Origin of the sequence: Deinococcus aquatilis DSM 23025 (assembly GCF_000378445.1) — a bacterium.
GTDB lineage: Bacteria > Deinococcota > Deinococci > Deinococcales > Deinococcaceae > Deinococcus > Deinococcus aquatilis.
The window spans coordinates 1-23266 of the sequence record NZ_KB899732.1 but is presented as its reverse complement, the minus strand read 5'-3'; the positions used below and the strand labels follow the sequence as shown (position 1 = coordinate 23266).

Below are 23266 nucleotides of genomic sequence, written 5' to 3'. Positions count from 1 at the left end.
GCGGTGTCTTGGCCTGGAGAACGCCCTGTTCGGTTCATTCTGTAAGACGTGGCGGAGGGGACGGGCAAGCGGATCACGGCCCAATCAGCGCCGACTCTCTGCCGACCCGGAGCTACCGGTAGTTCAGACCATCCTCCTTGAGTTGGTTTTCAAGAAGACTTTCCTGCAGCTGCTGTGACCCACATGTGACGGGAAAGAAAAGACCCTGTATTCGGGCGGTTCCACTGTGATCCAGCCTAGATCCAGCTGGCCTTAAAGCTCTGGAGTGGCCGGAGCCGATTGCACACAGCTCAGCGGCTGGCTGAGTCTTGTTGCGATCCGCAGGTGGGAAATGACCCGTCCCAGTCAATCTGGATTTCAGGCGAGGCGTATGTGGCAGCGGCGCAGTGAAGTTCTGCCCTCCAGCCGGAGCCCGGCCATTCCTGTCTCTGCTTGTCGATCTCGCTGCGGCGCAACCGGAGGTGCGTCCCTCCTGCGCGCGGTCAATGTTTAACCCCACGCACACGGTATCCCGGGCCCTTGAGCTACTCTCAGACGGGCCGCTCACAGCCACCTGTGGTTCAGTACCAATGTGCACGGGCGCGGCGGGCTGAGGGCCGGGGGTCGGACAATTCCAGCTTCAATTTGATCCGGCGAGCTTTCAGCGACGCCCGCACCTGATGAATCTGTTCTGCCAAGAGGGGCGGCGCCTGTTCCGGATGGTGCCACAAATAAATGGTAAACGCTGGCACCCCTTTCACACGGCAGGCTGTCCCCTGTGGCAACTGCGGCGCAAGTGCCAGGAGGGTGTGGAGCGCAGCATGCAGGCCAGGCGGTTCATGCTGCCTGACCCCCACACCATGGGCACTCACGCCTTGGGGGGTCACTTTGAGATGCACCGTGGGTACGGGTGACTGCACATTGTTTCCCCTGTTGCGGACGTCTTGAGCGTGGCGCAGTGCCAGACCCACCGCCCGGTTTTTCTGGCGGGAAACCTGCCCAATGGTGACCTCAATGCCGCGATCTTGCCCCTCCTGCAACATCGCGGCAACCAGCTTGTGGTACGGCGTGGACTGCTGCGGGTGCTGCACGGCCTGAACGGTGAGCTGGCTGGTGACACGCAGATGAAGGGCACCCGGCGCCGCCTTCTCGATGGCCAACTGAACCGCCAGCAGGTCAGCGTGAATCAGGTTTCTGCCTGTGACCACAGCGGTGTGGTGGTTCGATCCGACCACGGCGGCAACAACAAAACTGTCACGTCCCTCCGGCAAACAAGCAGCGGCGTAGGCCAACTGGAGGGGGCGTGGGGGTGGCCCCGCCAGAGAGGGCAGAGAGTCCCTTGGGAGCGTGGTCTCAGGACTTGCCGTCACGCTGGGCCTCCAAAACCCGCTTGAGCCGCTGCAGATCCCGGTTGAGCCGGCGTTGGTACAACCAGCGCAGGGGGCGCACCGCGATGCGGGCAAAACCAGACACATTGATATGTAAAACGCTGCTCACCAGCGTGCCGCCGTCGACGGCCTCCACCTTCCGCAGGCCCCATACCGCGTTGGCCGCTTCAATGCTGCGAAACTGGTAGCTGTGACTGGCCTGATGCTCACAGATCAGGCAAGACGTCGTATAGGTAGTGCCCAAAAAGGTCAGGACCTCGTAAGTCTGCATCCCGTTCACCACAGGCCCTGGCCGGTCTGCGGTCATGACCTGCACCTGCTCACGCCACAGAGGATCATTGCTGGGAGTGGCCACAAAAGCATAGACCTCTGGCGAAGTGTGATCGATCCAGATGCGGCCATGCATCCGCATCTGCGCGCCGAGCTTAAGCCCAGAACTGGTTGACATGGTCTTGGTCATAGTTATGCATGTGCAGCGAGAGCAGCTGCCCCCTCTGAAAGCGCATGACATAAGCCACGTCGTTGTGAAGGCTGCGGTCGAGGCGGGTGGCCGTGATGGTGCACAGAGCCACGGCGTGATCCGGGCTGGCCAATACGTCCTTGACGTTCACGAGGACGGTCTGCTCACTGCGCTCAGCCATGCGCGCGAAAAAGTCAAGAATGGCCGGAAGACCCCGCTTCTCACCCGCGATGGCGTGTTGACCAGGAACGTGAAGCACTGCCTCTGGGGCGATCAAGGCCTGCAGGGTGGGGAGATCTCGCTGCTTGAAAGCAGAAAGTAGGCGGAGGGCCGTCTCGCGGTGGGGTTCACTTGAATTCACAGTTTTTCTCCAAATACCGTCTCATTGGGGGGTTCGGCGTTGCTTGCTTGACCTGAACGGGCCAGGCAGGGCAGAGGCCGTGCTGAGACGGGTCTAGCGTGCCAAGTGCCCTGTGATGGCGATGTGACATGCTGCAGGCAAGAAGTTCTCTCAAGTTCAGCCCGCTTCAACGGGGAGCGCCGGCCGGGGAGGACAAAATAGGAGGCCCCCTGAGATCAAGGGGCCGGAGCAGTTGAGCAGCCAAAAAGCTCAGGTTGAGAGCAACACTGCATCAGGGCCGGAACAGCCTGAAGCAGGTATCCCCTTCAGTTGTCGCGGGGATCAAAGGCGTCCCGGGCGCCGTCCCCCACCAGATTCCAGCCCAGACTGAAGCACAAAATCGCCAGCGTCGGGAACAGCGTCACGTACCAGTAGGCCAGCGGCTGACCCGGCGGCCCCTGAATCCAGGCTCGGGCAAAGTTCAGCAGTTGGCCCCAATCTGCGTAGCCCACGGGAAAGCCCAGACCCAGAAACGAAAGGGCCGCAATCCCCAGCGGTACCGTTCCCAGATCCAGCACCACCTGGGTCAAGAGGGACGTCAGGCTGTTGGGCACGATATGCACCAGCATCAGCCGGAGGTCGCTGGCCCCCAGGCTGCGGGCGGCGTCCACAAATTCCAGTTCGCGTACCCGCAGCACGTCCCCCCGCAAAATGCGGGCGTAAGACGCCCAGCCCGTGGCCACGAAGGCCAAGATAATGGTTCCCGTGGACGGCTTGAACAAGGCGACCAGCACCACCGTCAGAATCAAGCCGGGAAATGCGAAGATCACGTCAATGACGCGCTGAATGACCAGATCCACTACGCCCCGGTAAAAGCCGCTGATCAGGCCGATGACGGTGCCCAAGATCAAATTGATGGCCACGATAATCAGCCCCATGCGCAGCATGGTGCGGGTGCCCCAGACGATCCCGTAGAAGATATCGTACCCCTGACTGGTGCCGAACCAGGCGGTGCGGGAAGGTGGCGCTGGCACCGGATCAAAGGTCACGCGGGTGATCTGGTAGCAGGAGGGAGGCGCGGCCAACACCGCTCGCCAAAAGGCGCTGCGGGCAGGATGATAGATCGACGACCCGGCAGGGATGCCCAGATCGCGGGCGCAATTGCCCTGTGGTGGGGCAATCAGAGGAGCCAGCAGGGCGATCAAGGCAAAGGCCAATACCAGGGCCACGCCCGTCATGGTGGCCCGGTCGCGCCGCATCCGTACAATCGGCTTGGACGTCCACCAACCGAACCGCCGACTGGAAGGTGCAGACACTGTTTTAGGCAAGGTCAGCGACATCAGGAAAACCTGACCCGGGGATCCACAATGCCGTACAGCACGTCGGTCAGGGTGCTGACCACCACCACCACCACGGCATTGAGCAGGGCAAACCCGATCACGCCAGGCACGTCGAAGCGCAGCGCCGCCTGGCCGCCCCATTCGCCAATGCCGGGATAGCCGAAAATGGTTTCGGTAAAGAGCACGCCTCCCAGCAGGCCGATGAACACGAAGCCGCTGAAAGTCACGATCGGCAACAGCGCATTGCGCCGGGCATGCTTGCCGATCACTACGCGCTCAGCCAGGCCTTTGGCGCGCGCGGTGCGGACGTAATCACTTTTCAGCACCTCGAGCAGCTGCGCCCGCATGACTTTGAGGATGACGGCGCTGCTGGTCAGAATCAGCGTGAGGGCGGGTAACACCAGGTGGTGCAGGGCGTCCAGCCACATGGCCCACTGTCCATTGAGCAGGCTATCAACCGTGACCATGCCGGTGTAGCGGTGAAATTCAGGGCTGGCCAGGGTGATCTGATAGAGCACGCTCAGGTTGCCGTTGCCTGGAAACCAGCCCAAGGCGCCGTAGAAAATTACCAACAACAAGATCCCCAGCACGAAGGTGGGCAAGCTAAATCCCGCGGTGGCCATCAAGCGCAGGAAGCGGTCAAGAAAACGATTTTTGTGCAGTGCCGCGGTGGTTCCCAGCCAGATGCCGCACACGATGATGGGGAAGGCAGCGGCCAGCGCCAGTTCAGCCGTGGCGGGGAGCCGCTCCCGAATGGTCTCGGTGACCGGTTTGTTGGACGCCTTGGAAAACCCCAGGTCACCCTGCAGGGCGGCGGACAGCCAACGGCCGTACTGGATGGGGAAGGGTTGATCCAGGCCGCGGTCACGGATGATCAGGTCGAGGTTGCGGGCCTGTGCGTCTGAAGTCACGTACGCACTAGCACGTTCAGCAGGGGAGAGGAACTGCAGCAAACCCACGATCAGCAGGGTGAGGGTCAGCATGACGACGGGGAGCTGCAACAGCCGCTTGAGAAAGAACACCATAGTCTTTGGCCTCCAAGAAAGTTCAAACAAAGGAGCGGGCCCTCTTACAGGGCCCGCTCCACCCATGCGGGCCGGGGCTTATTTCTTGCTGAGTTCCCGCCAGTAGGTTCCCGTGAAGCTGAAACTCAGCATGGGGTTGTAGCCGGCTTTGCTGACGCCCTGCAGGTTGTCCTGCACGACGGTGAAGCCAGTGCCCGCCGGCAACAGGATGAAAGGGGCCAGCTCGAAAGCCCGGTTGCCGATCAGGCTGTAGAGTCGGTTGCGCTTGGACGCATCGGTGGTCACCCGCGCCTGTTGGATCCAGGCGTCAATGCTGGCATCTTTGAAGTTCAGGCGCGGCGAGTAATAACCGGATGAGCTGTAAAAGGGAGAAATAAAGTTGTCGGGGTCAGCATAATCAGGCACCCAAGCGAGTGTGATCATAGCCTCCTTGCCATCTTTGGCTTCCTTGAGCATTTCTGACCACTGTTTGGCTTCCACGTTCAGTTTGAACTTGGGATTCAGGGCCTCCACGTTCTGTTTCAGCAGCTCAAGCATGATTTGCTGAGCGACGTTGCCCGCCCGGTAATGGGCCGTGAATTCAAAACCGTTCTTCCAGACCTGCCCCCCGAAAGCGCGCTTGAAGTAGGTGGCCGCCTGCTTGGCATCGAAGGTGTATTTCCGAACCTTGGCGTCGTAGCCGGGGAACGTGTCGGGGAGCGCCATGGTTCGCTGCATGCCCTTGCCCTGTTGCACTTCCCGGATATAGCGGCTGTAGTCGAAAGCGTAGGAGAAAGCCCGGCGCACGTTGACATCCGCGAAGAAATTGGCGGGGATGCCTTTGCCGTCCAGCTTGCCACTGCCCAGCGTTTTGGGATCGGCGATTTTTTCGTTCATGAACACCACAGACGAGGTGTTGTTGCCGAGATCGTCAATGATGTTCAGGCTCGCAACGCCCCGCAACTGCTCCAACACGGACCGGGGGCCCGTCTCGACCAGATCCGCGTCGCCGCGTTTGAGGGCTTCCAGCCGGGTGGCCTGCTCGGCGACTTTTTGCACGACGATGTTTTGGAGGGCGGGTTTGCCCCCCCAGTATACGGAAAAGGCTTTGAGCAGAGTCGTATTGGCGTCGCGTTTGACGAGTTGATACGCCCCGGTGCCGCTGGGGGTTTTGGACAGGGCCGAATCATTGAGATCTTTGCCGACCCACTGCTTCCAGGTTTTTTCCGTGCCGTCCCATTCGCCCAGTTTGATGGCGTGGGCTTTATCCACGATGCTGGCACCGACGAAGACCAGTTTGGCCAGGAAGGCGGGGTCTGCTTTGGGCAGAGTGAAGACCAGCTGACCATTGGCAGAGCAGTCCACGGCCTTGCTGATCTTGGCCCAGGTCACGCTTTTGTCGTCGTTGGCATTCGAAGGTGTGCCGAGCAGGGATTCGCTGATAAACCAGGTCCAAGAGTCAGGACTGTTGACCACCAGCGCGCGTCGGAAGGAGTATTCCGCATCGGCGCAGCTCATGGGGTTGCCGCTGTGAAATTTCACGTTCTGCCGCAGGTTAAAGGTGTAGGTTTTGCCGCCGTTGCTGGCTTTGTACTCCGTGGCAAGCATCGGAACGAGTTCGCGCACTGAACTGCCTTTGTACTGCAGCAAGGTTTCGTAGATATTCTCGACGTATTGCCCAGAGCCGGTGTCATAGGTCATGACCGGATCGAGGGTGGGATAATCGCTGGCCCCCTGGATCACCAGGGTGTCTTTGGGCGACGCTGCCAGGGCAGATAAGCTGAGGCTGAGACTCAGGCAAAGCAGGGATCGGTGCATGGGTGCAACTCCTAGGACAAACGAGATTTGACACGGGAAGGGTGGGGTGACGGTGGAGTGAATACCGGAGGCCCAAACAGGTTGGTGTTGCCGCTATTGGCCTGAGGCATCACCTTCCGGGAGCGCAGAGGTCTCCAGCCAAGTTGACTTGGAAGACCCTCCGCTCGAATTCAATGGGGCTGTGGCCATGAAGAGCACCCTAAGTTCAAATCTGTGACTGGGCCGTGACACGGGTCTGGGCAGATTGCCCAGCGTTCGACTGCGCTGTGGAAGGCAACCTCACGGATGCGCCAAGGGTATGTGTTGAACTCGTCGCACTGGGCTCAGGGCAAAAAACGCCACCTGGATGGCTTTTCAAGGGCGGTGCGCACTGAGAACTGGTGGCGCAGACAAAACAGGAGAGATGGCAGACGTGGGCATTGACTCAGAGCCCAAGACGAACTGCCTCACGTCCCTCACGCCTACATCTATGAATCACAGCTGCGTCACAGTGCCTGAACCATCGTGAGGCATGATGGTCTTGCAGGCTCGCCCACACCAGGGGAAATCCCATGGTGCCTAAACCTCAGGTGTATGTTGTGCGCGTTTGGTACGAAACATCTCATGGCAAGCGCATTTGGCGCGCCAGTGTCCGCCATGACCTCACTGGGCAGAGGATCTATTTTGCAGATCCAGTTCTCCTGATCGACTTTCTCTCTCAGGTGCAGCCTGCGTCCTCTGGCCAGGCGTGAGCTGCGACCTCTTGCCGCTGCCCCCTACCCCGTACACTGGTGAGTCTATGGGCAGTTCTTCGCTTGCCACGCCAAGCTGGTATCTGAAGCTGTTGGGCGGCGTGTATCTGTTGGAGGGAGAAGTGCACCGGCGCATTGAGCCCCGAATGGCGGCGGTGCTGGCCTATTTGGCTCTGCAAGGGGCAACGCACAAGTACCGGATCGCGGGGTGGCTGTGGCCAGACGCGGGTGAGACGTCAGCCCGCGCCAACATGCGCCAATTGCTGCGCCGGGTCAGGCTCAATCTCCATGCTGACTTTATTCTCGGCACCGAAGAAATTCAGCTCAATCCGGCCGTGACCGTTGATGTCGTTGAGTTGCAGCGTTGCCTCGACCACGGCCATTACGAAGACGCCCTAGCGTTCAAGGGGGAGCTGCTGGAGAGCTTGATCTTTGATGATGCACCTGATTTTGCCGAATGGCTGGAGAGTGAGCGCGAGCGGGTGCTGCAGGTACGGCTGCGCGGCGCCCTGCGCGCTGCGGCCAGCCTGCACGCTTCTGGAAACGCGGCAGACGCTTTGTTACACGCTCACCGCGCCCTGACGCTTGAACCGCTGAGTGAGGAAGCCCACCGCTTGGTCATCACTCTCAATTCCGCGCTTGGGAACCGGGGGGCCGCTCTGCAGGCCTACGAACGCTGCCGCGCCGTCTTGTTGGAACGGCTGGGGGTCGAGCCGCTGCCTGAGACCCAAAGTCTGGCTGCACGCATCCGTGAGGCGCTCCCCGAAGACACCGCAGTCAAGCACCGTCCAATTCGCTTGGAGTCGGCAGCCCTGGTTGGCCGGGACGCTTTGCTGGTTCAGATGGAGCAGGCTTGGCTCCAGCGGCAGACGCTCTTCCTCACTGGAGAAGCAGGGATCGGCAAGACGGCGTTGGCGGTAGCGTTTGCCCAGAGCAAAGGCTCTTTCGCCTTGTTTCAGGCCCGGCCTGGCGATCAACATGTGCCGTACGCCACCACGTCGCGCTTGGTACAGGAGATGCTCAAACTCCAGGCAGACCTCCCGCAACGCTTGCCCACTTGGGTGGCTCAGGAATTGGCGCGCCTGCTGCCAGATGAGTTTGGTGACGTTGTCCCTGCACCCGGCTCACGCCCGGACAAGCTGCAGTTTTTTAACGCGCTGGCCTATTTCACGGATGAGGCGACGCGGGATGTGGCGGTATGTGTGATGGATGATGCCCATTACGCTGATGCAGCCACCAGTGAATTCGCCGAATTCTACCTTCAGCGGAACCGTCAAGGAGGTCAGCACACCCCCCTTTGGGTAGAGGTCCTGCGCTCTGGGGAACTGAAGACGCAGGCCGCCGTCACCGTTCAGCAGCTGGTCAACTCGGGTCGCGCCGTCAGTGTACCGGTTGCAGGCCTGCAGGAAGCAGATGTGATCCCGTTGCTGGAGGCACTGGACGCTCCGGCGCAGCTGCATGCCCATACGGCTTGGCTGCACACCTACACGGGTGGGCATCCGCTCTATTTGAAGGAAGTCATTGAGCATCTGATCACCCAGCAACTCCAGTTGCCGGATCTGGCGGGAACCCCGCCCCCCAAGCTCGCTCAACTGATTGATGCGCGGCTGTCTCAATTGTCACCGATGGGGCTGCAAGTGGCGCGGGGGGCCGCCATTCTCAATGACCGAGCTCACCTTCACCTGCTGGCCAGAACGCTGGACGTGAATGTCATGGCGCTGGCCGCCGCGTGGGAAGAAGTGCAGTCGGCAGGCGTGCTGTCTGACGATGGAGTGATGCATGACCTGATGCGCGAAGGACTGCTCCGGGCCATGCCAGACGCCATTCGCAAGTTACTGCATCTCAACGTTGCGCACGCCTTGACAACCTACGGAGGTCAGGGGGTGGTGATCGCCCAACACTTTTTGGCGGCAGGCCAGCCCAGAGAGGCAGCCCTGACCTACCTGAAGGCGGCGCGTCAGATGATGGATCTGATGGAGTTTGAGCGGGTGATCTCCCTTCACGATGAAGCGGCTTCCCTCTATGACCATGAATTGGAGTTTGATTTGGCCTTTGAGGCCAGGGCGCAAGTGTTCCACTATGTCTGGACGCGGGAAGAGTTTCCCGCGTTCGCAGCAGGGGCGCTGCTGGGCAAGTTGACCTCGTCCGCTTTGACCCGCGAGCAACGCGCGGAGGTGGCGCTGGCCCAAGCGACTGTCAGCGCCACCCAAGGGGCCGCTCCGCAAGTGGTCAGCGAAGCTGTCCGTGAGGCGAAGGCCAGCCTGTGGCCTGGCGAGTCCTCTCCTCTCCTGCTGGCGCTACTGAATGTGGAACTGGTGGCCTACCTTGATCTGGGAGAACTTCAGCAGGCGGACCGATTGGCCGAGACAGCGTTGGCCGTGGCGGCCACGGCTTCCCCCTGCGCTACGCTGGCCAGCCTCCAGGTCAACATTGCCCGGGCACAGTTGGCGAACCACAAAGTGCCGCAGGGCCTGAGCCTGCTGCGGGCCGCAGGTGAACTGTTCGCCCAATGCGGTGAACGGTTTGGACATCTTTCCGTTCAGACCCTGCTGGCGCTGCATCTGGAACGGTTGGGCATGGGATTGGAAGCCCGGGAGGTGCGGTTACAACTCAGCGCGCCCGGTTCCGCCCCCAGCCGGTTAAGCCGGTTGACGCTGTACAACCAAATTCGGTTGGCCATCAATTACCTGCACCGCCATGAATATGCCATGTGTTGGAAACTGCTCCACGCGCTGGGCACTGCCCGGGATGAGGTGGCAGAAGAAGGCGTGTATCAACGGGCGCTGACGGACTTTTACTGGGTGATGGGTGAATTGGACGCCTGCGAGCGGGCGGCTCAAGCGGCCTTGGCTCGGCCTACCGCCCGCGATGAGGCTGCCCAGGTGCCTTGGATCCGGATCGGCCAGGTGCGCGCCCAATACGGTGACGTGCTGGGTACCCAGCATGCCTTTGATCAGGCGGCACAGGCGCTGAACACGGCCCGCGGGCTGACCTATTCCCAGGCCCTACTCCAACTGGCCCACAGCGAGTCTGGCTTGCTGGAACCGGGCCGCGCCCTCGGGCACGCTGAACAGGCGGTGGCCCTCGCTGCCGAGCACCGACACGCCTCCCTCCTCACGCATGCCCGCACGGTGAGAGCCCGGCTGCAGTTTGCAGTGGGCCAGCCACTGGCTGCGTTGACAGATGCCCGGACCGCGTTCGCAGCCCTCGATACGGCGCCCCCACGGGACGATCCAGCCTTACCCCTCGTGACCCTGCTGGGGCTGGAACAAGCGCTGTCGGGCAATTGGTCGTTTCAACAGGGCCAGATGGCCCGCAACTGGTTTGCCTTGCTGACTGATCCCTCCAATGTGCCTGTGCAGTTCAGGGCTGCCTTTCTCGCCCGCCCCTCAATTTCGGCGCTCGAACAGTGGTCGACTGCTCTCCCGCTGCTGGCCTAACAGCTTCACGCGGCGCGCGCGCCTTGTATCTCGGAACGGCGAAGGGGGTGCCGTGAGTCTGTCAGCAGGAGGGGTGTTGCCCTCACAAGAACCGCCCCGGTGATGCTCCGAATTTTTTGCACCACTTCCTCCGCCCCACTCTTGGCCTTCCAGAGACGCCGTCTGCCATCGGGTAAGCAGCGAAAAACTTGGTTGCTAGAGGGCAGATCATTGCCGCAGTGCTGTGCAGCGGGTCGTCGATCGCAGCGCTGGCCCGTCACCAAGGGGGAGCGCAGAGCCGGATCCATAAAGGGCGAACATCGTGTTTAGAGGCGGCCACTGAAGAGGAGGGTGCTGAGCGACAGGGCTGCAGGGAGCCGTTCCATGCTGGGAGGGGTCAGCGAGGGGATGCTGACAGAATGACGCGCCCAGCAGACAAAAAACCTGTCTCGTTCATCGTGCCCGGCTGTGGCGCCCCAAGGAGGCAGATTCAAGTTCACCTTCCTAGATGGAGCAACAGCTGCTGGCATTCCGCGTCCTCAAACCCTACAGAGGCATGACGCGTTTGGCAACGTCATGGTCATCGGCCACGATCACCAACTGCTCGGCATGGAAGTGTGCGCGGGAAGAACGTCAGCGTACCGCACAGGCCCTGCCTGCGGTACGCTGGGTCGGTACCGACACGCTGATAGCGCAGTAGCCCCTTACTGTCCGGGAACACCCCGTGATCCGCTACCAGCTGCCCGTCCACGAAAGCTCCATACCAGAAGCCCCGTCCGGCACGGCACAGCTCCCGCAGGCCGTGAAACTGCGATTCCTTATAGCGGCGGTAGCGCTCCTCGTCGTGCCCGTCCTCTCGGCTGACAACCTGATTCTCTAAGGCCTGCGCCCATTCCTCAGCAGTGTCGGCCAGGGGCCGGTACTCGGCACGCGTGTTGAGGTGCGGTGGAGCATGAAGCCTGGCGGCGGTCATGACGACATTTTGTTCGGGGCGGTAGCCCGCCTTCAGGAGTTCCTCCAGGTCGGCGTTTCTTCTCGCTGGAACGTCCCAAGCGAACAGGCGGTGCGGCGTGGCGGGTGGATGGCCGATATGCTCGGCGAAGAGTGCCTCCCAGCGCGGCAAATCTTTAGGTTGTGGCGGTTTGCGGAAGATCAGCAGATTGCCGAAGTCATGGGCTGGACTGCGGGGGTTGGCCACGGCGAGAGCTTCACCCAGGTCGGTCACCCAGCCCCCAAAGTGGGCGAAAATCAGATCGGTGCGGTACCCAAGAGACTGAAGGCGCATCGCTTCATCCTTTGCAGACGAGGAGATCGCGCGTCTGGACGCTCAATCAAAATCCAGTCGTACCGGGCGCCGCGGGCCGGCGATCCGGCGCATGGTTGGGACGGGCGGGTGAGGCTTTTGGGCCGTTGTGTTGCTTTAACCGGGTGAGTGAAGCTGAAATCGCCGTAGCCGACCCGAAACCCTACCGCTACCATTTTCCCAGCACCACCATCCATTACGCCGTCTGGCTTTCTCACCCGTTCCCGAGACGTGCAGGAATTGCTGTACCAGCCCGGCACCTTGGTCCGTCACGACACCCTCTGGGAGTGGTGCATTCCATTCGGTTTGCTGTCCGGGGAAGAACTGCGCCGCCGTGAACCCCGACGAGGCTCACAGTGGACTTTGATGGAGGTTTGCACCGGTGTGGACGGCGTCCGGTATCGGTTGTAGCAGGGAGGAAACGGGTATGGCTCCGTGCAGGGTGGCTTCCTTCAGCGGCACTGCGACACGGAAATTGTGAAGGGCCTTCTCACCGGCCTATTGGGGGAATACGCTGTCCCGGAGGCCATCCACACTGACCAATGCCGCAGCGATCCGAGAGATCCCGAGTGTGGCGGATGTCGATCATCAGGTTATGTCCACGGCACCCTGTCACACTCTTTTCGAGCAGCAATGCCGCCTCACACAGGGATAATCGCGAAGTCAGCGCGGGTTTAGACAACGGTAACGCAATCAAGCACTCCCCAACCTGCACGTCCAGATGACTCTCTCTAGGGGTCAAAAGTCGGAGGTAGGCAGCAGAAGTCGGCTCCGATAGGGTGTTTCCTGCAATGAAAAATCCTCGGAGCCGACAGCCACAAGATACCTCTCCGTTTATCTCGCCACCATCCTTTACTTGTCGTGATCAATAAGATTACGAAGAGCTATGAAGCGATTGCTCAACGGGAGTCCTAAGCGATTGCGGTATGTCTCTATATCATCGAACTCACTGATAGTTAAGTCAACGTTGTAATTATTCACTCGTTCAGCCATAAACTCTAAAGCTAGAGCTGGCTCGTTAAGTCTGATGTAATCCTCCATGTCTGACGTCAAATCATAATCGTCGCCATTCTGTTGGGCGGCTAGGCTAACTCTTTCGTCAAGCGCCCTTGCGAAACCCAAAAACTCGTCTTCGTTGAGCATTATTTCCTCTATGAAACTGGGTAATAATTCTTAGTAACTGTTCCTGCGTCAGCTCTCTAGCCGGCTCCTATAGGGTGTTTTCTGCGATGAAAGCTACCTGGAGCCGACACCCACAAGATACCCTGTCCACTTACCTTGGTACTGTGCTTCCTATCGATCCCCGCCGTCTCACGGTACTGGCCGCGCTGATCCTCGCCATCATTGAGAAGCGCACCGTATGCCTCGCTCAGTTGGTGAGCTGCATCCGCCTGGTCGGCACCGACGAGACCATTTACCAACGCCTCAAACGTTTTGCTCAATTTGCCTGGACAGATCAGCAGCTCTTGACCGCACGAATCGTGTTGAGCCAGTTCCAAGATGACCCCGAACTCGTGCTGATCCTTGACCGAACGAATTGGAAGTGGGGCAAATCGGATCTCAATATCCTGATTCTCAGCGTGATGTGGAAATCCTTCAGTTTTCCGTTGGCGTGGCAGGTCTTGCCACACAGTGGCAACAGCAATACGGCCACCCGAATTGCTCTGCTTGAATCCGTCCTCCCGTTGATGCAGGGTAAGACTCTTGCCCTGCTCGCAGATCGAGAATTCATCGGCAAAGAGTGGTTTGAGGCGCTTAAACGACTGGGAATCAAACCCACGATCCGGTTGCACGTCACCACCAAAGTTGATGGGGTCCAGGTGTGGGCCTATTTCAAAAAGCTGCAACCGGGAGAACTCCGCATCTGGCATGCCCCCACGACTATTTACGGGGTGCGCCTGCGGGTTCTGGCTTGCCAGAACCTCCATGGACAGACGCTTTATCTGGCCTATCACGGGTGGGGCGCTCAAGCCATCAAACGCTACGCTTGGCGCTGGAACTGCGAAAACATGCACCAAGCCTTGAAGGGAAGAGGATTTGATCTCGAAGCAACCCGCTTGACCGACGGCACACGGGTGAGCCTGCTGTTTGGCGTCGTGTCACTGGCGTTCATCTGGTGCTGCTTGAGTGGGGACTTCGTTGCGACGAAGTCCCCACCAAAAATGCTCAAACACGGCTACCCTGCAAAAAGTCTTTTTCGAGTAGGCCTTGATGCCCTCCAAAACGCACTGTCGAGCCGACCCAAGAAAAAGAGTACGTCTAGGCCGTCATTCCAACGACTTCTGGCTACTTTTGACCCCTAGAGAGCAGATGACTAACCTCCACCAGCATTCCCGAACCAGACCTTCCACCGTAGAGAGAAGGAACAATCAACAGTGCGAGTTCCAAATGCGGTTCAGCCCCACTGTTCTCAACCTACCGGGACGCCAGTCAAGGGGACATAACCTCTACTGACACCGCTCCAAGATAGGCGGACACTCCACGTCGCTGACCTCCAGAAACATCGTGGGCCTGAGGGTGTAAAAATCTCGCCAGAAGCCCCCAGTAAAGGTTTTGCTGTACGCCGGAGAGGTACCGCTGCTCACCGCTTTACGCACGAAAAGATCCTGTCCTTGGTAAGAAACTGTTGCATTGTAGGTGCCGTACATCACGTTCTTGATAATGTACCCATCGCCGGATTGTACGGGCTTAGCGACAATGGTTTGGTTGGAGCTGCCGTCAGCAAGCGTACCCACAGACTTCAAGGTCACCGTCATCTCACCCAGATCGCCGTAAAAGGCTATTCCTGTGCGGATATTGACCAAGCCTAAGCTGCCGTACTGCGTTTGGGCTGGCTTGAAGGTGAAATTTCTGACTCCACCTACTGTTCCCGCCAAGAGATCGTCAGTCTCTGGAACCAGATCGACTGGGATGGTTTCCCCCTCGTAATTGAGGTTCATTGTTGCGGTGACGTGCCACGTACCGACGGGTTTACGAATATCGAGTTTGTAGGTTCCCGCAGCGTCCGTATAACCGATCACGTTGGTGTTGTACAGCAGCGTGTTGTCGGCGACCACCTCTGCATGAACGACTGGACGTCCCTGTTCGTCGACAATCTTCCCGGTAACGTACCCGCCCCCCGCTGGAGGCGGTTCTTCTACGCCGGGAGGTGGGGTTGCGCCCGCACCCCCACAGCCAGTCATCGACAGGCTTAAGCCCAGCAGCGCTGTTAAGAGCAGCGCGGATTTACGAATTCCGTTCATGATGTTTCCTCCAATGACCAGGGGCAAGGCACCAAGCAATCCATACCCATTCCTAGCTGATCGCATGGGCACGTTAATCCCCCGTGTGTGACTTGGCTGTGACGCTTGCAAAACCAACGCCCGCGCACCTCAAGGGGCAGCAGCGGTCCTCTGCAGCCGCTCAAAAAGCACTGTCAGCGTTCTTGACATGAATTCCCCGCGTGTTCGTTCTTTGCCCTCTCATCTGGTAGCCGACACTTCGGCAGATCCTGGGCTCTCTGTTGCAATCCCGGCTGAGTTCGCGTGGCTGAGAAAATGACGTCTGTTGATGTCGCGCGAGCAAAACAGCCCGACTCCCCGGCGCCAACAGGGGAAGGCCGTCCCGACTCAAAAAAGACGGAGCGGCCTCACGGTGGACGACTCACTGCAGAGTGCAGCGCCCCCAGCCTGACGGGCGATTCTTCTCAAGCGTTGCCGATCAGATCAAAGCGTCCCTGGACAATTCAGTCTCCAGCATAGCTTGGAAGTTGCGCTTGGGTTGCGCACCGATGGTGGTGCAGACTAGCTCGCCATCCTTAAACAGGATCAATGTTGGCAGGCTCATGGCGTGGTAGCGCATTGCGGTTGCCGTACTTTCGTCGACGTTCAATTTGGCCACCGAAATTCGGCCCTGGTATTCCTCAGCCAGCTCCTGGACAATAGGGGCGATGAAACGGCAGGGCGCGCACCAGGGGGCCCAGAAGTCGACCAAAGTGTAGCCCTCGGCAATACCGGCGGCGAAGTTCGCGTCGTTCAGTTCCTGCGTGTTGTTCATGGCTTCTCCTTTTGCGAGGTCGAGCGTGGACTCGCCTCACCGTCACCTTAATTGGGTCGGTTCTCAATCAACGTTCTGTAGGGATGACCCAGGCCTCTGCCATGCTCGCGTTTGCTTCCCGTGAGTCTTAGCCTGCAGGTTAGATTTCTTGGGAGGGCTGCTCAATACCTGTATTCACGTACGGCAGCGCATTATCGAAGTTGACAGACATCACCACTCACTTGGAATTGCGTCCCCAGCGGAAATGCGGGACACCTGGCGTTCAGCACACTGTCCGGTTCAGACGTGCAGAATCAACCCCTCCTTCAGCAGCGAAGACCGCTCAGTGAGGATTGAGTGCCTCGGCGGGGCGCACCTGCCCTGACCAGCCGCCTTATAGAACAAGGCGAAGGGTTGTGGTGTGCCGCATTCAGGGGATCATGGTCAGGCCGGAAGTGACGGGCGACTGAATATCCGTAGCCTCACGGGTGTGAACGTCAGGGGATTTCACTGCGGAAGTCAAAACGTTGTGTGCCTGACCACTTTGCCGGTGTGGACCACTCTGCCGCTCTCAGTCCGCATCTCAAGCAAAGGGGCGCAGCTGACACCCTTAGTCTTAGCCTATTGGAAGGGGAGGCAGTGGGCCTCTGCCTGTGGGTGAGCTTGGTGCACTTCAGGACTGCTGGCCCAGGGGCCAAGCACCAGCGCCCGCAGTTCGTTTGGCGGGACATCCACTGCGAGATTTAAGGTATGCCACATCTGTGGAAGCGTCAAACGACGAAACTGAACGCCGCCAAAGCTTGCCTGTACTGCCGCTGCCATGGGCGCCTTGAGCGAGGCATTGAAGGTGTGCGGTTCTTGGAAATACTCGTTTTGGAATCCGAGGCCTTGATGCCGCAAAATGCTCTCCCAGTCTGCCATGGCCATCAGCCCCACCTGCACTTCATGCGGGAGATCGGCCCGGATCAGGTGACCAGTGCCTTGGTAGTCATGAGAACCCCAGCGGTGTTGAGGCTCTAGCTGCGTGAACGTCCATTCGCCTCCCGCAAAACGGTGCAACGTCAAGACAAGTGCTCCCAGACGGGCCAAGCACAATTCCACCCAATCCGCTTTGCTGCGGTACGTTTCGAGGCCCGAGTGCCCTTTGGTGGTGGTGGTAATTTCGATGGCTGGTTCATAGCCTGAAATACCTGAAGCGATGCCAGACGCATGAACCACGTAGTTGTCGTGTTGTCGCTGCCACTGCGGCCGGCCGCCCTCAGCGGGCACCCTGATCATCAATCCAGCCAAAGAACCCAGGCGATTGGCAAAGTGCTCACCGACATCCACCCGCACACGGGTTTTCACCGCGAAGTCACCTGCCACCAACTTAAACATGAATGGGCCCCGGAGAGGGGCATACCAGACGCTGGGCCGCACCCACCATTTCAGCACACCCTGAGCTTCGACAGTTTCACTGCGCAGCACCTGATCGGGCCAATCTTCTAGAACTTCGTAGCGTTGCCAAGGTAGGCGTGAGGTCTCGCCCGTAAACAGGTCATCCAAACTGTGCAGGTCATTCTCAGGCTCAATGTCGTGCGGGGATACGGATGGTTCTCTGTCAATCACCAGGGTTTCCTCCTCTGGATGCGTCAACTGGGTACACAATGGCGGGGTCATTTAAGACAAGGCGGCGGTTCTGGTGCGTTTTGGCCAGCCTCCCCGGATCAACCCCCCCACCACAGACACGATGCCAATTCCAACCCCTTCAGGCCAGCCTGGTTGAGCGAGCATCAAGAGAAAAACCCAAGTCAACAGCGCAAATTTAAGAGTGCTGCCGAGCACCAATCGCCGGGCCATCAGTTGCTCTTTGGCCTGCTGAAGTCCGGCTGCCCCCTGTCTGACGTGGGCTTCGAGGTTCTGGGTGGCCGGAATTTCCATCAGAACCGTCAGGCCTGCGATCAACGCGACGCCAATCAAGGACAGAACAATCCAAGCGGTTTGCATCAGGTGGCCTGTACTGGCCATCCAAAGCCCGGAACCAATCAGCAGCGCTGGAACCAGCCGGAGTCCTGGCCTGAGTCGCCGCATCGTCTGCAGGGTACCGGCGAGCTGGTCTGCAGTTTCAGACCGCCGGGCGGCTGACCACAGGGCCAATGTGGCCGATTCCAGACTGAAGAGGGTCAGGGCACTTAAAACGTGCACAGCAAGCAATAGTTTTAACGGCGGAGGTTCCAAATCCTGACTCCTTTTGAGAGAGTTGGACGTCACTCAGACGGGCTCAAGTGAAGTTCTCTCCAGTGAAATGCAGAGAGGGCGCTCGGTAGCCCTCCCCTCCTGCTGACAGTTCCTACAAACAGATCAACTCTGTGGCTTACAACGCCGTACCGAGTTGCCCAGCCATCCTGACGTTCTCCCTGTGACTGTCATGTGATGCTGCGGCTCTCGGAACCCATCAGCAGTAGAGTCTGGCCCGTTAAGGTCAGTCTTCTGCCGAGCGCCCCGGTGAACTGATGGATGTTCAGCTGCTCTTCATGCTGATATGGATAGTCTTGGTGTTGGCCGTCTTCATCTGGACTCTGCAGTTGCCAAAGTCTAGACGCCCATCAATGAAGGTGTGGGATTGGATGGTGGCCCTGCTGGCTGCCTTTGGGAAGGAGCCAGCTGCGGGATCCGACGAGCCAAGAACGAGGCTGAAGCAGCAATATGCGAAGCCTCCAATACAAACTCCAACGCGTAAACGCTAGGCCCAAGTCACAAGGGCGTCACACCCTTCATCCCATGCTCTCTCCTATGCAGATTTTTTCTTGGGGAGCAGGATGAAGGGCCGGCTGCTGGCCCTGATGATGATGGGAATCTTGGCAATGACAGGCTGCACGCCAGTGGATCCTCCACCGCCGGCTGGTGTGGATCATGTAGAGATTTCGAGGGCAGCCCTCATCTTAAAACCCACGGAACGGATTGAGGTCAAGCCGCTGGCCTATGACATCAGGGGGAACGCCCTGCCTGCGCCGGTGGGCCAATGGTCGACAGACGATCCCAGTGTTGCCACGGTCGACAGCGAGGGCCAGGTCACGGCTGTCAAACTCGGCACCACCCGGCTGCACTACCGCGCGGGAGCATGGGAAGACACCAGTGAGGTGACCGTCGCTGAGGTGGCGGTGGAGGTCCATTCTCTGGAAGCCCAGCAGGTGGTAGGCAAGGTGGCCCCTCTCGATGCCGCACAACTCCCGCTTTCTGGGGCACGGTACCACGTCACCGTACGGGACAGCGACGTCAAGGTGGGTGAAACCATCCTGTCGCGCGGTGAAGAATTCTTTGCCGGCCGGGTCATTCAAGTCGAGCAGCAATCCACAGGCACGCTTGTGACGTTTGAGCGGGTTTCTCCTCAGACTGTGTTTAGTGCTTTCCATTTTCAGGCCAGCGGGCGACTGGCTCCAGCTGCCGCTGCGGTGGGTCTCAAACCACAAGACGTCCAATTGGGCGATGACGGCTCGGTTCGTCTCTCCTACGCTGTCCCAGCAATTCAGGCCCTCGCTGAGAAAAGTTTTCCTCTGGGCCCATTCACCTGCACCGCGTCCACCGACATCGTGATCAATCCGTCGAGCATCGAGGTCAAGCTGCAGCAGGTGGTCGACTTTGACATGGTGCTGCGCGATGACGACCAAGGACAGGGACGACTGCGTTTTAAAACTTCGGGTCAGCTGAACGGCACCCTGACTGGCGGGCTAAAGATCGGTGCGAATTTCACAGGAAAGATCGAGTGTAAAAAACCGGACCTGCTCACCATTCCTATTCCTGTGACGGGGCCGCTCGCCTGGTTTGCCAGCCCTGTCCTGTCGCTAGGATTTACCTTGAGTGCCGGCGGCGCTTTTGCGGTCGGTGCCGCTGATCTCGGCTTCCAGGGGTACGCGAAAGCCAATATGGATCTGGGCTTCGAGTACACCGATCAAGGCGGATTGACCAACCTGTCTACGCTGGACGGCAGTGCCGATCTGGTACCGCGCATCGTCTACACGGGTACGCCGGAGGCCACTTTCAAAGCAGAAATTTTCGCTGGGCCGACCGCCTCTTTGGGCCTGGGCAATACCGTACTGCACGCTGACCTGTTGGCGCTGAGTCTCGGGCCAGTTCTGGAAGGAGATTTCGCCTCTCCTTCGTTTCAAGTGGCTGATGCGACCTACAGCTCTGGGTACAACTTTCGGCTTCAGGGCAAAGTGGAGCCGGGTTCAACCGTGGCTGACTTCATCAAATACGTGATGAGTAAGGCCAGCACGGCCATCAAGGAAACGGCTTTGGCCCTGACCTATGAGGTGCCGGTCAGCACCTCTCCTACCGGGAGTGCCCAAACTGATGTTCGTGAGTTCAAGAAAGGAGAGACGGTCACGGTGACGGCTGCCCTTGATGCGGCCAATACCGACTTTCTAGGGCTCTACAACGTGGATGCGGTCGAACTGTACCGGATGCGTGTCAGTGAAAGCGGTGCCCGGCAGGCTCAGTTGCTGGGCACACAGAGTGCTGCTAAAAATCAGGAAAACTTTTCGTTGACTTGGGTCGCTGAGGAGGACGGCAAGATTGGCAAAGATTTTTTCTTGTTCGTCAGAACTACACTGTTGCCGTTCCTGCCACTTGAGGTGGCCAACGTTCAAGCGAACCCCCTGTCCATTGCTCCTAGAGGCAAGGTCATCAGCCTCAACCAGACAGTGCAATTCACCGCGTCGCTCAATGACGTGCCTACCACTGCCGTAACTTGGAAGGCCAGCGGCGGCAGCATCGATTCGGCAGGTGCTTTTCAATCCAGCGTGGCTGGAACATTTACGGTTGACGCGGTTGCAGCCAATGGCGGCGCGACCGCGTCGACTAGGGTTATTGTTCGAGACTTCGAAATCAGGCCAGCCCCAGCCACCTTAAAGCCGGGTGAGCAGGTACAATTTCATGCCTACTTGGACGGCAAGCAGACGGCTGAGGTGGAGTGGAGTAGCGTGGGAGGCGATATCACTGCAAACGGCCTATTTACCGCACCCCAAAAGTCTGGTTCTTACGCGGTTCAAGTGAAGTTGAAAGGGGACAAAAATCTTGTCGCCGAGCATTCATTCAAGGTGAGAAGCGAAACGACACGGGTCACCCTTAAATTTAACATTGTTAAGCAAACGACGCTTGGTGTAAGCCGTCCTATTGAGCCGTATGGCGGTGTTACAGGTGGAACTATCACTGTCACAGTGGTTAATGCGGAGCAGTGGACAGGATCAACTACTTTCGAACCCAGGCTGAATGTACTGGGTGGCTGGCGTGCTACACGTCTGATCGAAACGTCTTTTAAGCACGATTATTCCGAAAACTTTAGTTCTTTCGCAGAGATTGAGGCGCGCTGCTTCCGGCAGGAAAACAACGTATGGGACTGGAAACCCTTGCAGTATACGAGCAGTAGTTCTTCAGATTTTAGCTACGAGACTATTCACTTTGCCGAAAGCTTCGCTAATTACCGGGTTGAAGATACTGGAAGTGATGGCCGAAGTCTTGAGATCATGTTACGAGAAGATGCGAGGCGGGGGAGTGGATCGAGATTTGAAACCTCGACTCTCAATGCGAGTGAATTTTATCAATCTGACTATCCTCATTACTGTACGAATGTCGTTCCACCATCTGAAAGTCGTACCTCTACCTCTGAATATTTATACGTCTTGCCACCCTCTAAAACCTTGACTGTGGATTTGAATGATTTTAGTAAGGGAGAACGCTGGATGAAGAAGATCCCTGCGGCAGAGATTGGTTACGGTTTAAACCTTGATGGTCTGACTGGCGATGTCGAGGTCATTGTCGAAAGGGTGTTCACTGATTAAGTACCTCAACACTGATATTTGAACTTTTCAAGTGGCATCGGGAATTATCTCCTACCGTATTCAGCGCACGTTCTCTGACATTTGCTCAATTGATCCGGAAGACGCTTGCGGGGAGCTTATGCTGTAGGCATGTGATGGGGTTGTGCAGTTTGTGGGCCCTGCTGCCCAAGCTGGGGCACCACTGGCAAACCTGATTCCGTCCTTCAGGGTGCGCTGTTCCAATCAGATGCCTGTATGACCACCGAGAAGGCATTAGGACTGCTTTAAGGGTGATTTACATGACAAGAACATCTGCACCCGTCTTGCATACAGAACGTCTTATGCTTCGCGGGCATCAGGAGACAGACTTTGAGGCCTGTGTAGCGTTGTGGGGAGATCCCGTAGTTACGCGCTATACCACCGGACGGCCCGTTGCTCGACAGGACGTCTGGACGAGGCTGCTTCGTCACCTCGGGCATTGGATGCTTTATGGGTTTGGATATTGGCTGGTGTTCGAACGCTCAACAGGGCGATTTGTGGGGGAGATGGGTATTGCCCGATTCAAGCGGGACGTCTTGAGCAATCATCCCGCGTTTGACGCGCTACCGGAAGCCGGCTGGGTGTTGATGCCTTGGGCTCAGGGGCAAGGCTTCGCGTTTGAGGCTCTTGACGCCATTTTGCAGTGGCGTGACCTGAATCTAGGCCAGGGAGCCACCTTCTGCATGATTGACCCTGCGAATCTGCCGTCATTGAGGCTTGCTGCGAAGGTGGGCTTTCGAGTTCATCTCACAATAGACACTGACCATGAACCTCTTGAAGTGCTGCTGCGTCAGGGAATGTGAACTTGTTTCAATGCCGCTGCACAAAATTCGATTACCGTTCATGATTCAGCAGCCGATAAATTTTCAATGGAAATGAGTTCAGGGTGAAAATAATTTTTGGTGTGCCATCCCGACTTGAACCGTACCCGACACAAACAGGATAACCGTAGGAAGCGCATAGAGAGTCTCACCCACGTTCAGGCAGTGTAACGCAGGTTTCAGTGTGGATTCTGCTCTTTATGGGATTCAACACGGGCAGGGCCTAAGAACGGATACGGGCTCCGCGTAGTGAAGCCGCCTGTAGTGCTGGCCGTATTGCGACGGAGCTGAAGCGGAGTACGTATGGAAACTCTTGCGCCTTGAATCCTGTTATGCCTGACCTTGAGAGCATCGAGCCGAACATGGACGACCCTCGAGAATCCCTCATCACCAGGCTTTTCGGCTCAATATACAAACTTGCCATCTCCTGTCGCCACTGGGAGACTCGCATGTAAGGTATGCAATTTTCGCCATCATCCCCTCAGCACCTGACACTTCGGGAAACTGACGTGCTGGCGGTCGGGAACGGCATCCCAAGGAGCCGCAGGTAGTCCCAGAACACGTCGCCGCCCCACCGCGCCGCCTGACTCAGGATCTGCCACCCGATCCGCGCCTGACTCACGACCGCTCGCCCGCGCTTGTCCCGCCGAGGGGCGTGGGTCTCTGTCCGCTGCGCGCCGATCCGGGTCATCCAGGCCAGCGCGATACACAGCAGCCCAAAGAGCCGAGAGATTCGCTCTGGGGCCGTCATGTGCGTGGCCTCCAGATTCAGTCCGCGAGATTTCAAAGCGGAAAATGCCGATTCAATCGCC

16 protein-coding genes and 1 pseudogene are annotated in these 23266 nt (G+C 58.5%); 4 read left to right on the top strand and 13 right to left on the bottom strand.

The window, feature by feature from the left end; genetic code table 11:
- Positions 1 to 560 precede the first annotated feature (560 nt).
- The 6 genes from F561_RS0117740 to F561_RS0117715 form a co-directional block, all read right to left on the bottom strand.
- Positions 561 to 1349 carry a hypothetical protein gene (locus F561_RS0117740; RefSeq protein WP_157451981.1) on the bottom strand — a complete coding sequence of 263 codons (789 nt, stop codon included), beginning with the start codon at positions 1347 to 1349 and terminating at the stop codon, positions 561 to 563.
- Complete coding sequence (locus F561_RS0117735) at positions 1333 to 1827, bottom strand: SRPBCC family protein (protein WP_169389537.1); 495 nt, start codon at positions 1825 to 1827, stop codon at positions 1333 to 1335. The genes F561_RS0117740 and F561_RS0117735 overlap by 17 nt, the downstream gene beginning before the upstream one ends.
- Entirely contained in the window at positions 1793 to 2188 is a 396-nt protein-coding gene (locus tag F561_RS0117730; protein ID WP_019011304.1) for a nuclear transport factor 2 family protein, read from the bottom strand. Before F561_RS0117730 ends, F561_RS0117735 begins: the two co-directional genes overlap by 35 nt.
- A gap of 305 nt (positions 2189 to 2493) precedes the next feature.
- Positions 2494 to 3426: an ABC transporter permease gene (locus F561_RS0117725; protein WP_019011303.1), complete on the bottom strand. Its 933-nt coding sequence runs from the start codon at positions 3424 to 3426 to the stop codon at positions 2494 to 2496.
- 80 nt (positions 3427 to 3506) lie between these two features.
- Positions 3507 to 4532: an ABC transporter permease gene (locus F561_RS0117720; protein WP_019011302.1), complete on the bottom strand. Its 1026-nt coding sequence runs from the start codon at positions 4530 to 4532 to the stop codon at positions 3507 to 3509.
- A gap of 78 nt (positions 4533 to 4610) precedes the next feature.
- On the bottom strand, positions 4611 to 6329 hold the full coding sequence (locus F561_RS0117715; RefSeq protein WP_019011301.1) for an ABC transporter substrate-binding protein: 1719 nt from the start codon (positions 6327 to 6329) through the stop codon (positions 4611 to 4613).
- Between the two features lie 778 nt (positions 6330 to 7107).
- Here F561_RS0117715 and F561_RS0117710 point away from each other — a divergent pair.
- Complete coding sequence (locus F561_RS0117710; RefSeq protein WP_019011300.1) at positions 7108 to 10500, top strand: ATP-binding protein; 3393 nt, start codon at positions 7108 to 7110, stop codon at positions 10498 to 10500.
- A 559-nt stretch (positions 10501 to 11059) separates the two neighbouring features.
- Here the strand turns inward: F561_RS0117710 and F561_RS25870 are convergent.
- Positions 11060 to 11764: a GNAT family N-acetyltransferase gene (locus F561_RS25870; RefSeq protein WP_245556565.1), complete on the bottom strand. Its 705-nt coding sequence runs from the start codon at positions 11762 to 11764 to the stop codon at positions 11060 to 11062.
- Between the two features lie 870 nt (positions 11765 to 12634).
- The gene (locus F561_RS0117695) at positions 12635 to 12925 is read right to left on the bottom strand and encodes a hypothetical protein (protein WP_019011299.1); all 291 of its coding nucleotides are present in this window, start codon (positions 12923 to 12925) and stop codon (positions 12635 to 12637) included.
- Between the two features lie 86 nt (positions 12926 to 13011).
- Between F561_RS0117695 and F561_RS0117690 the strand changes: the two genes are divergently transcribed.
- The gene (locus F561_RS0117690) at positions 13012 to 14085 is read left to right on the top strand and encodes an IS4 family transposase (RefSeq protein ID WP_026299025.1); all 1074 of its coding nucleotides are present in this window, start codon (positions 13012 to 13014) and stop codon (positions 14083 to 14085) included.
- 144 nt (positions 14086 to 14229) lie between these two features.
- On the opposite strand, the gene F561_RS0117685 is transcribed toward F561_RS0117690, so the two are convergent.
- The 4 genes from F561_RS0117685 to F561_RS0117670 all read right to left on the bottom strand — a co-directional run bounded on the left by F561_RS0117685 (position 14230) and on the right by F561_RS0117670 (position 18046).
- Complete coding sequence (locus F561_RS0117685; RefSeq protein WP_169389536.1) at positions 14230 to 15024, bottom strand: carboxypeptidase-like regulatory domain-containing protein; 795 nt, start codon at positions 15022 to 15024, stop codon at positions 14230 to 14232.
- Between the two features lie 457 nt (positions 15025 to 15481).
- On the bottom strand, positions 15482 to 15817 hold the full coding sequence (trxA, locus tag F561_RS0117680) for a thioredoxin (protein WP_019011296.1): 336 nt from the start codon (positions 15815 to 15817) through the stop codon (positions 15482 to 15484).
- Positions 15818 to 16417: 600 nt separating this feature from the next.
- Positions 16418 to 17455, bottom strand: coding sequence for a hypothetical protein (locus F561_RS0117675; RefSeq protein WP_019011295.1), 1038 nt, complete (start codon positions 17453 to 17455; stop codon positions 16418 to 16420).
- Positions 17456 to 18046, bottom strand: coding sequence for a DUF2269 family protein (locus F561_RS0117670; protein ID WP_083922524.1), 591 nt, complete (start codon positions 18044 to 18046; stop codon positions 17456 to 17458). It lies immediately after the preceding gene.
- A gap of 548 nt (positions 18047 to 18594) precedes the next feature.
- On the opposite strand from F561_RS0117670, the gene F561_RS0117660 reads away from it, so the two are divergent.
- Both F561_RS0117660 and F561_RS0117655 read left to right on the top strand, forming a co-directional pair.
- Positions 18595 to 21615 (top strand): Ig-like domain-containing protein, encoded by a 3021-nt coding sequence (locus F561_RS0117660; protein WP_019011292.1) that lies wholly within the window; start codon positions 18595 to 18597, stop codon positions 21613 to 21615.
- A gap of 278 nt (positions 21616 to 21893) precedes the next feature.
- Positions 21894 to 22436: a GNAT family N-acetyltransferase gene (locus F561_RS0117655; RefSeq protein WP_157451978.1), complete on the top strand. Its 543-nt coding sequence runs from the start codon at positions 21894 to 21896 to the stop codon at positions 22434 to 22436.
- Positions 22437 to 22935: 499 nt separating this feature from the next.
- Here the strand turns inward: F561_RS0117655 and F561_RS0117650 are convergent.
- A pseudogene (locus F561_RS0117650) lies at positions 22936 to 23266 on the bottom strand (IS4 family transposase); the annotation flags it as partial.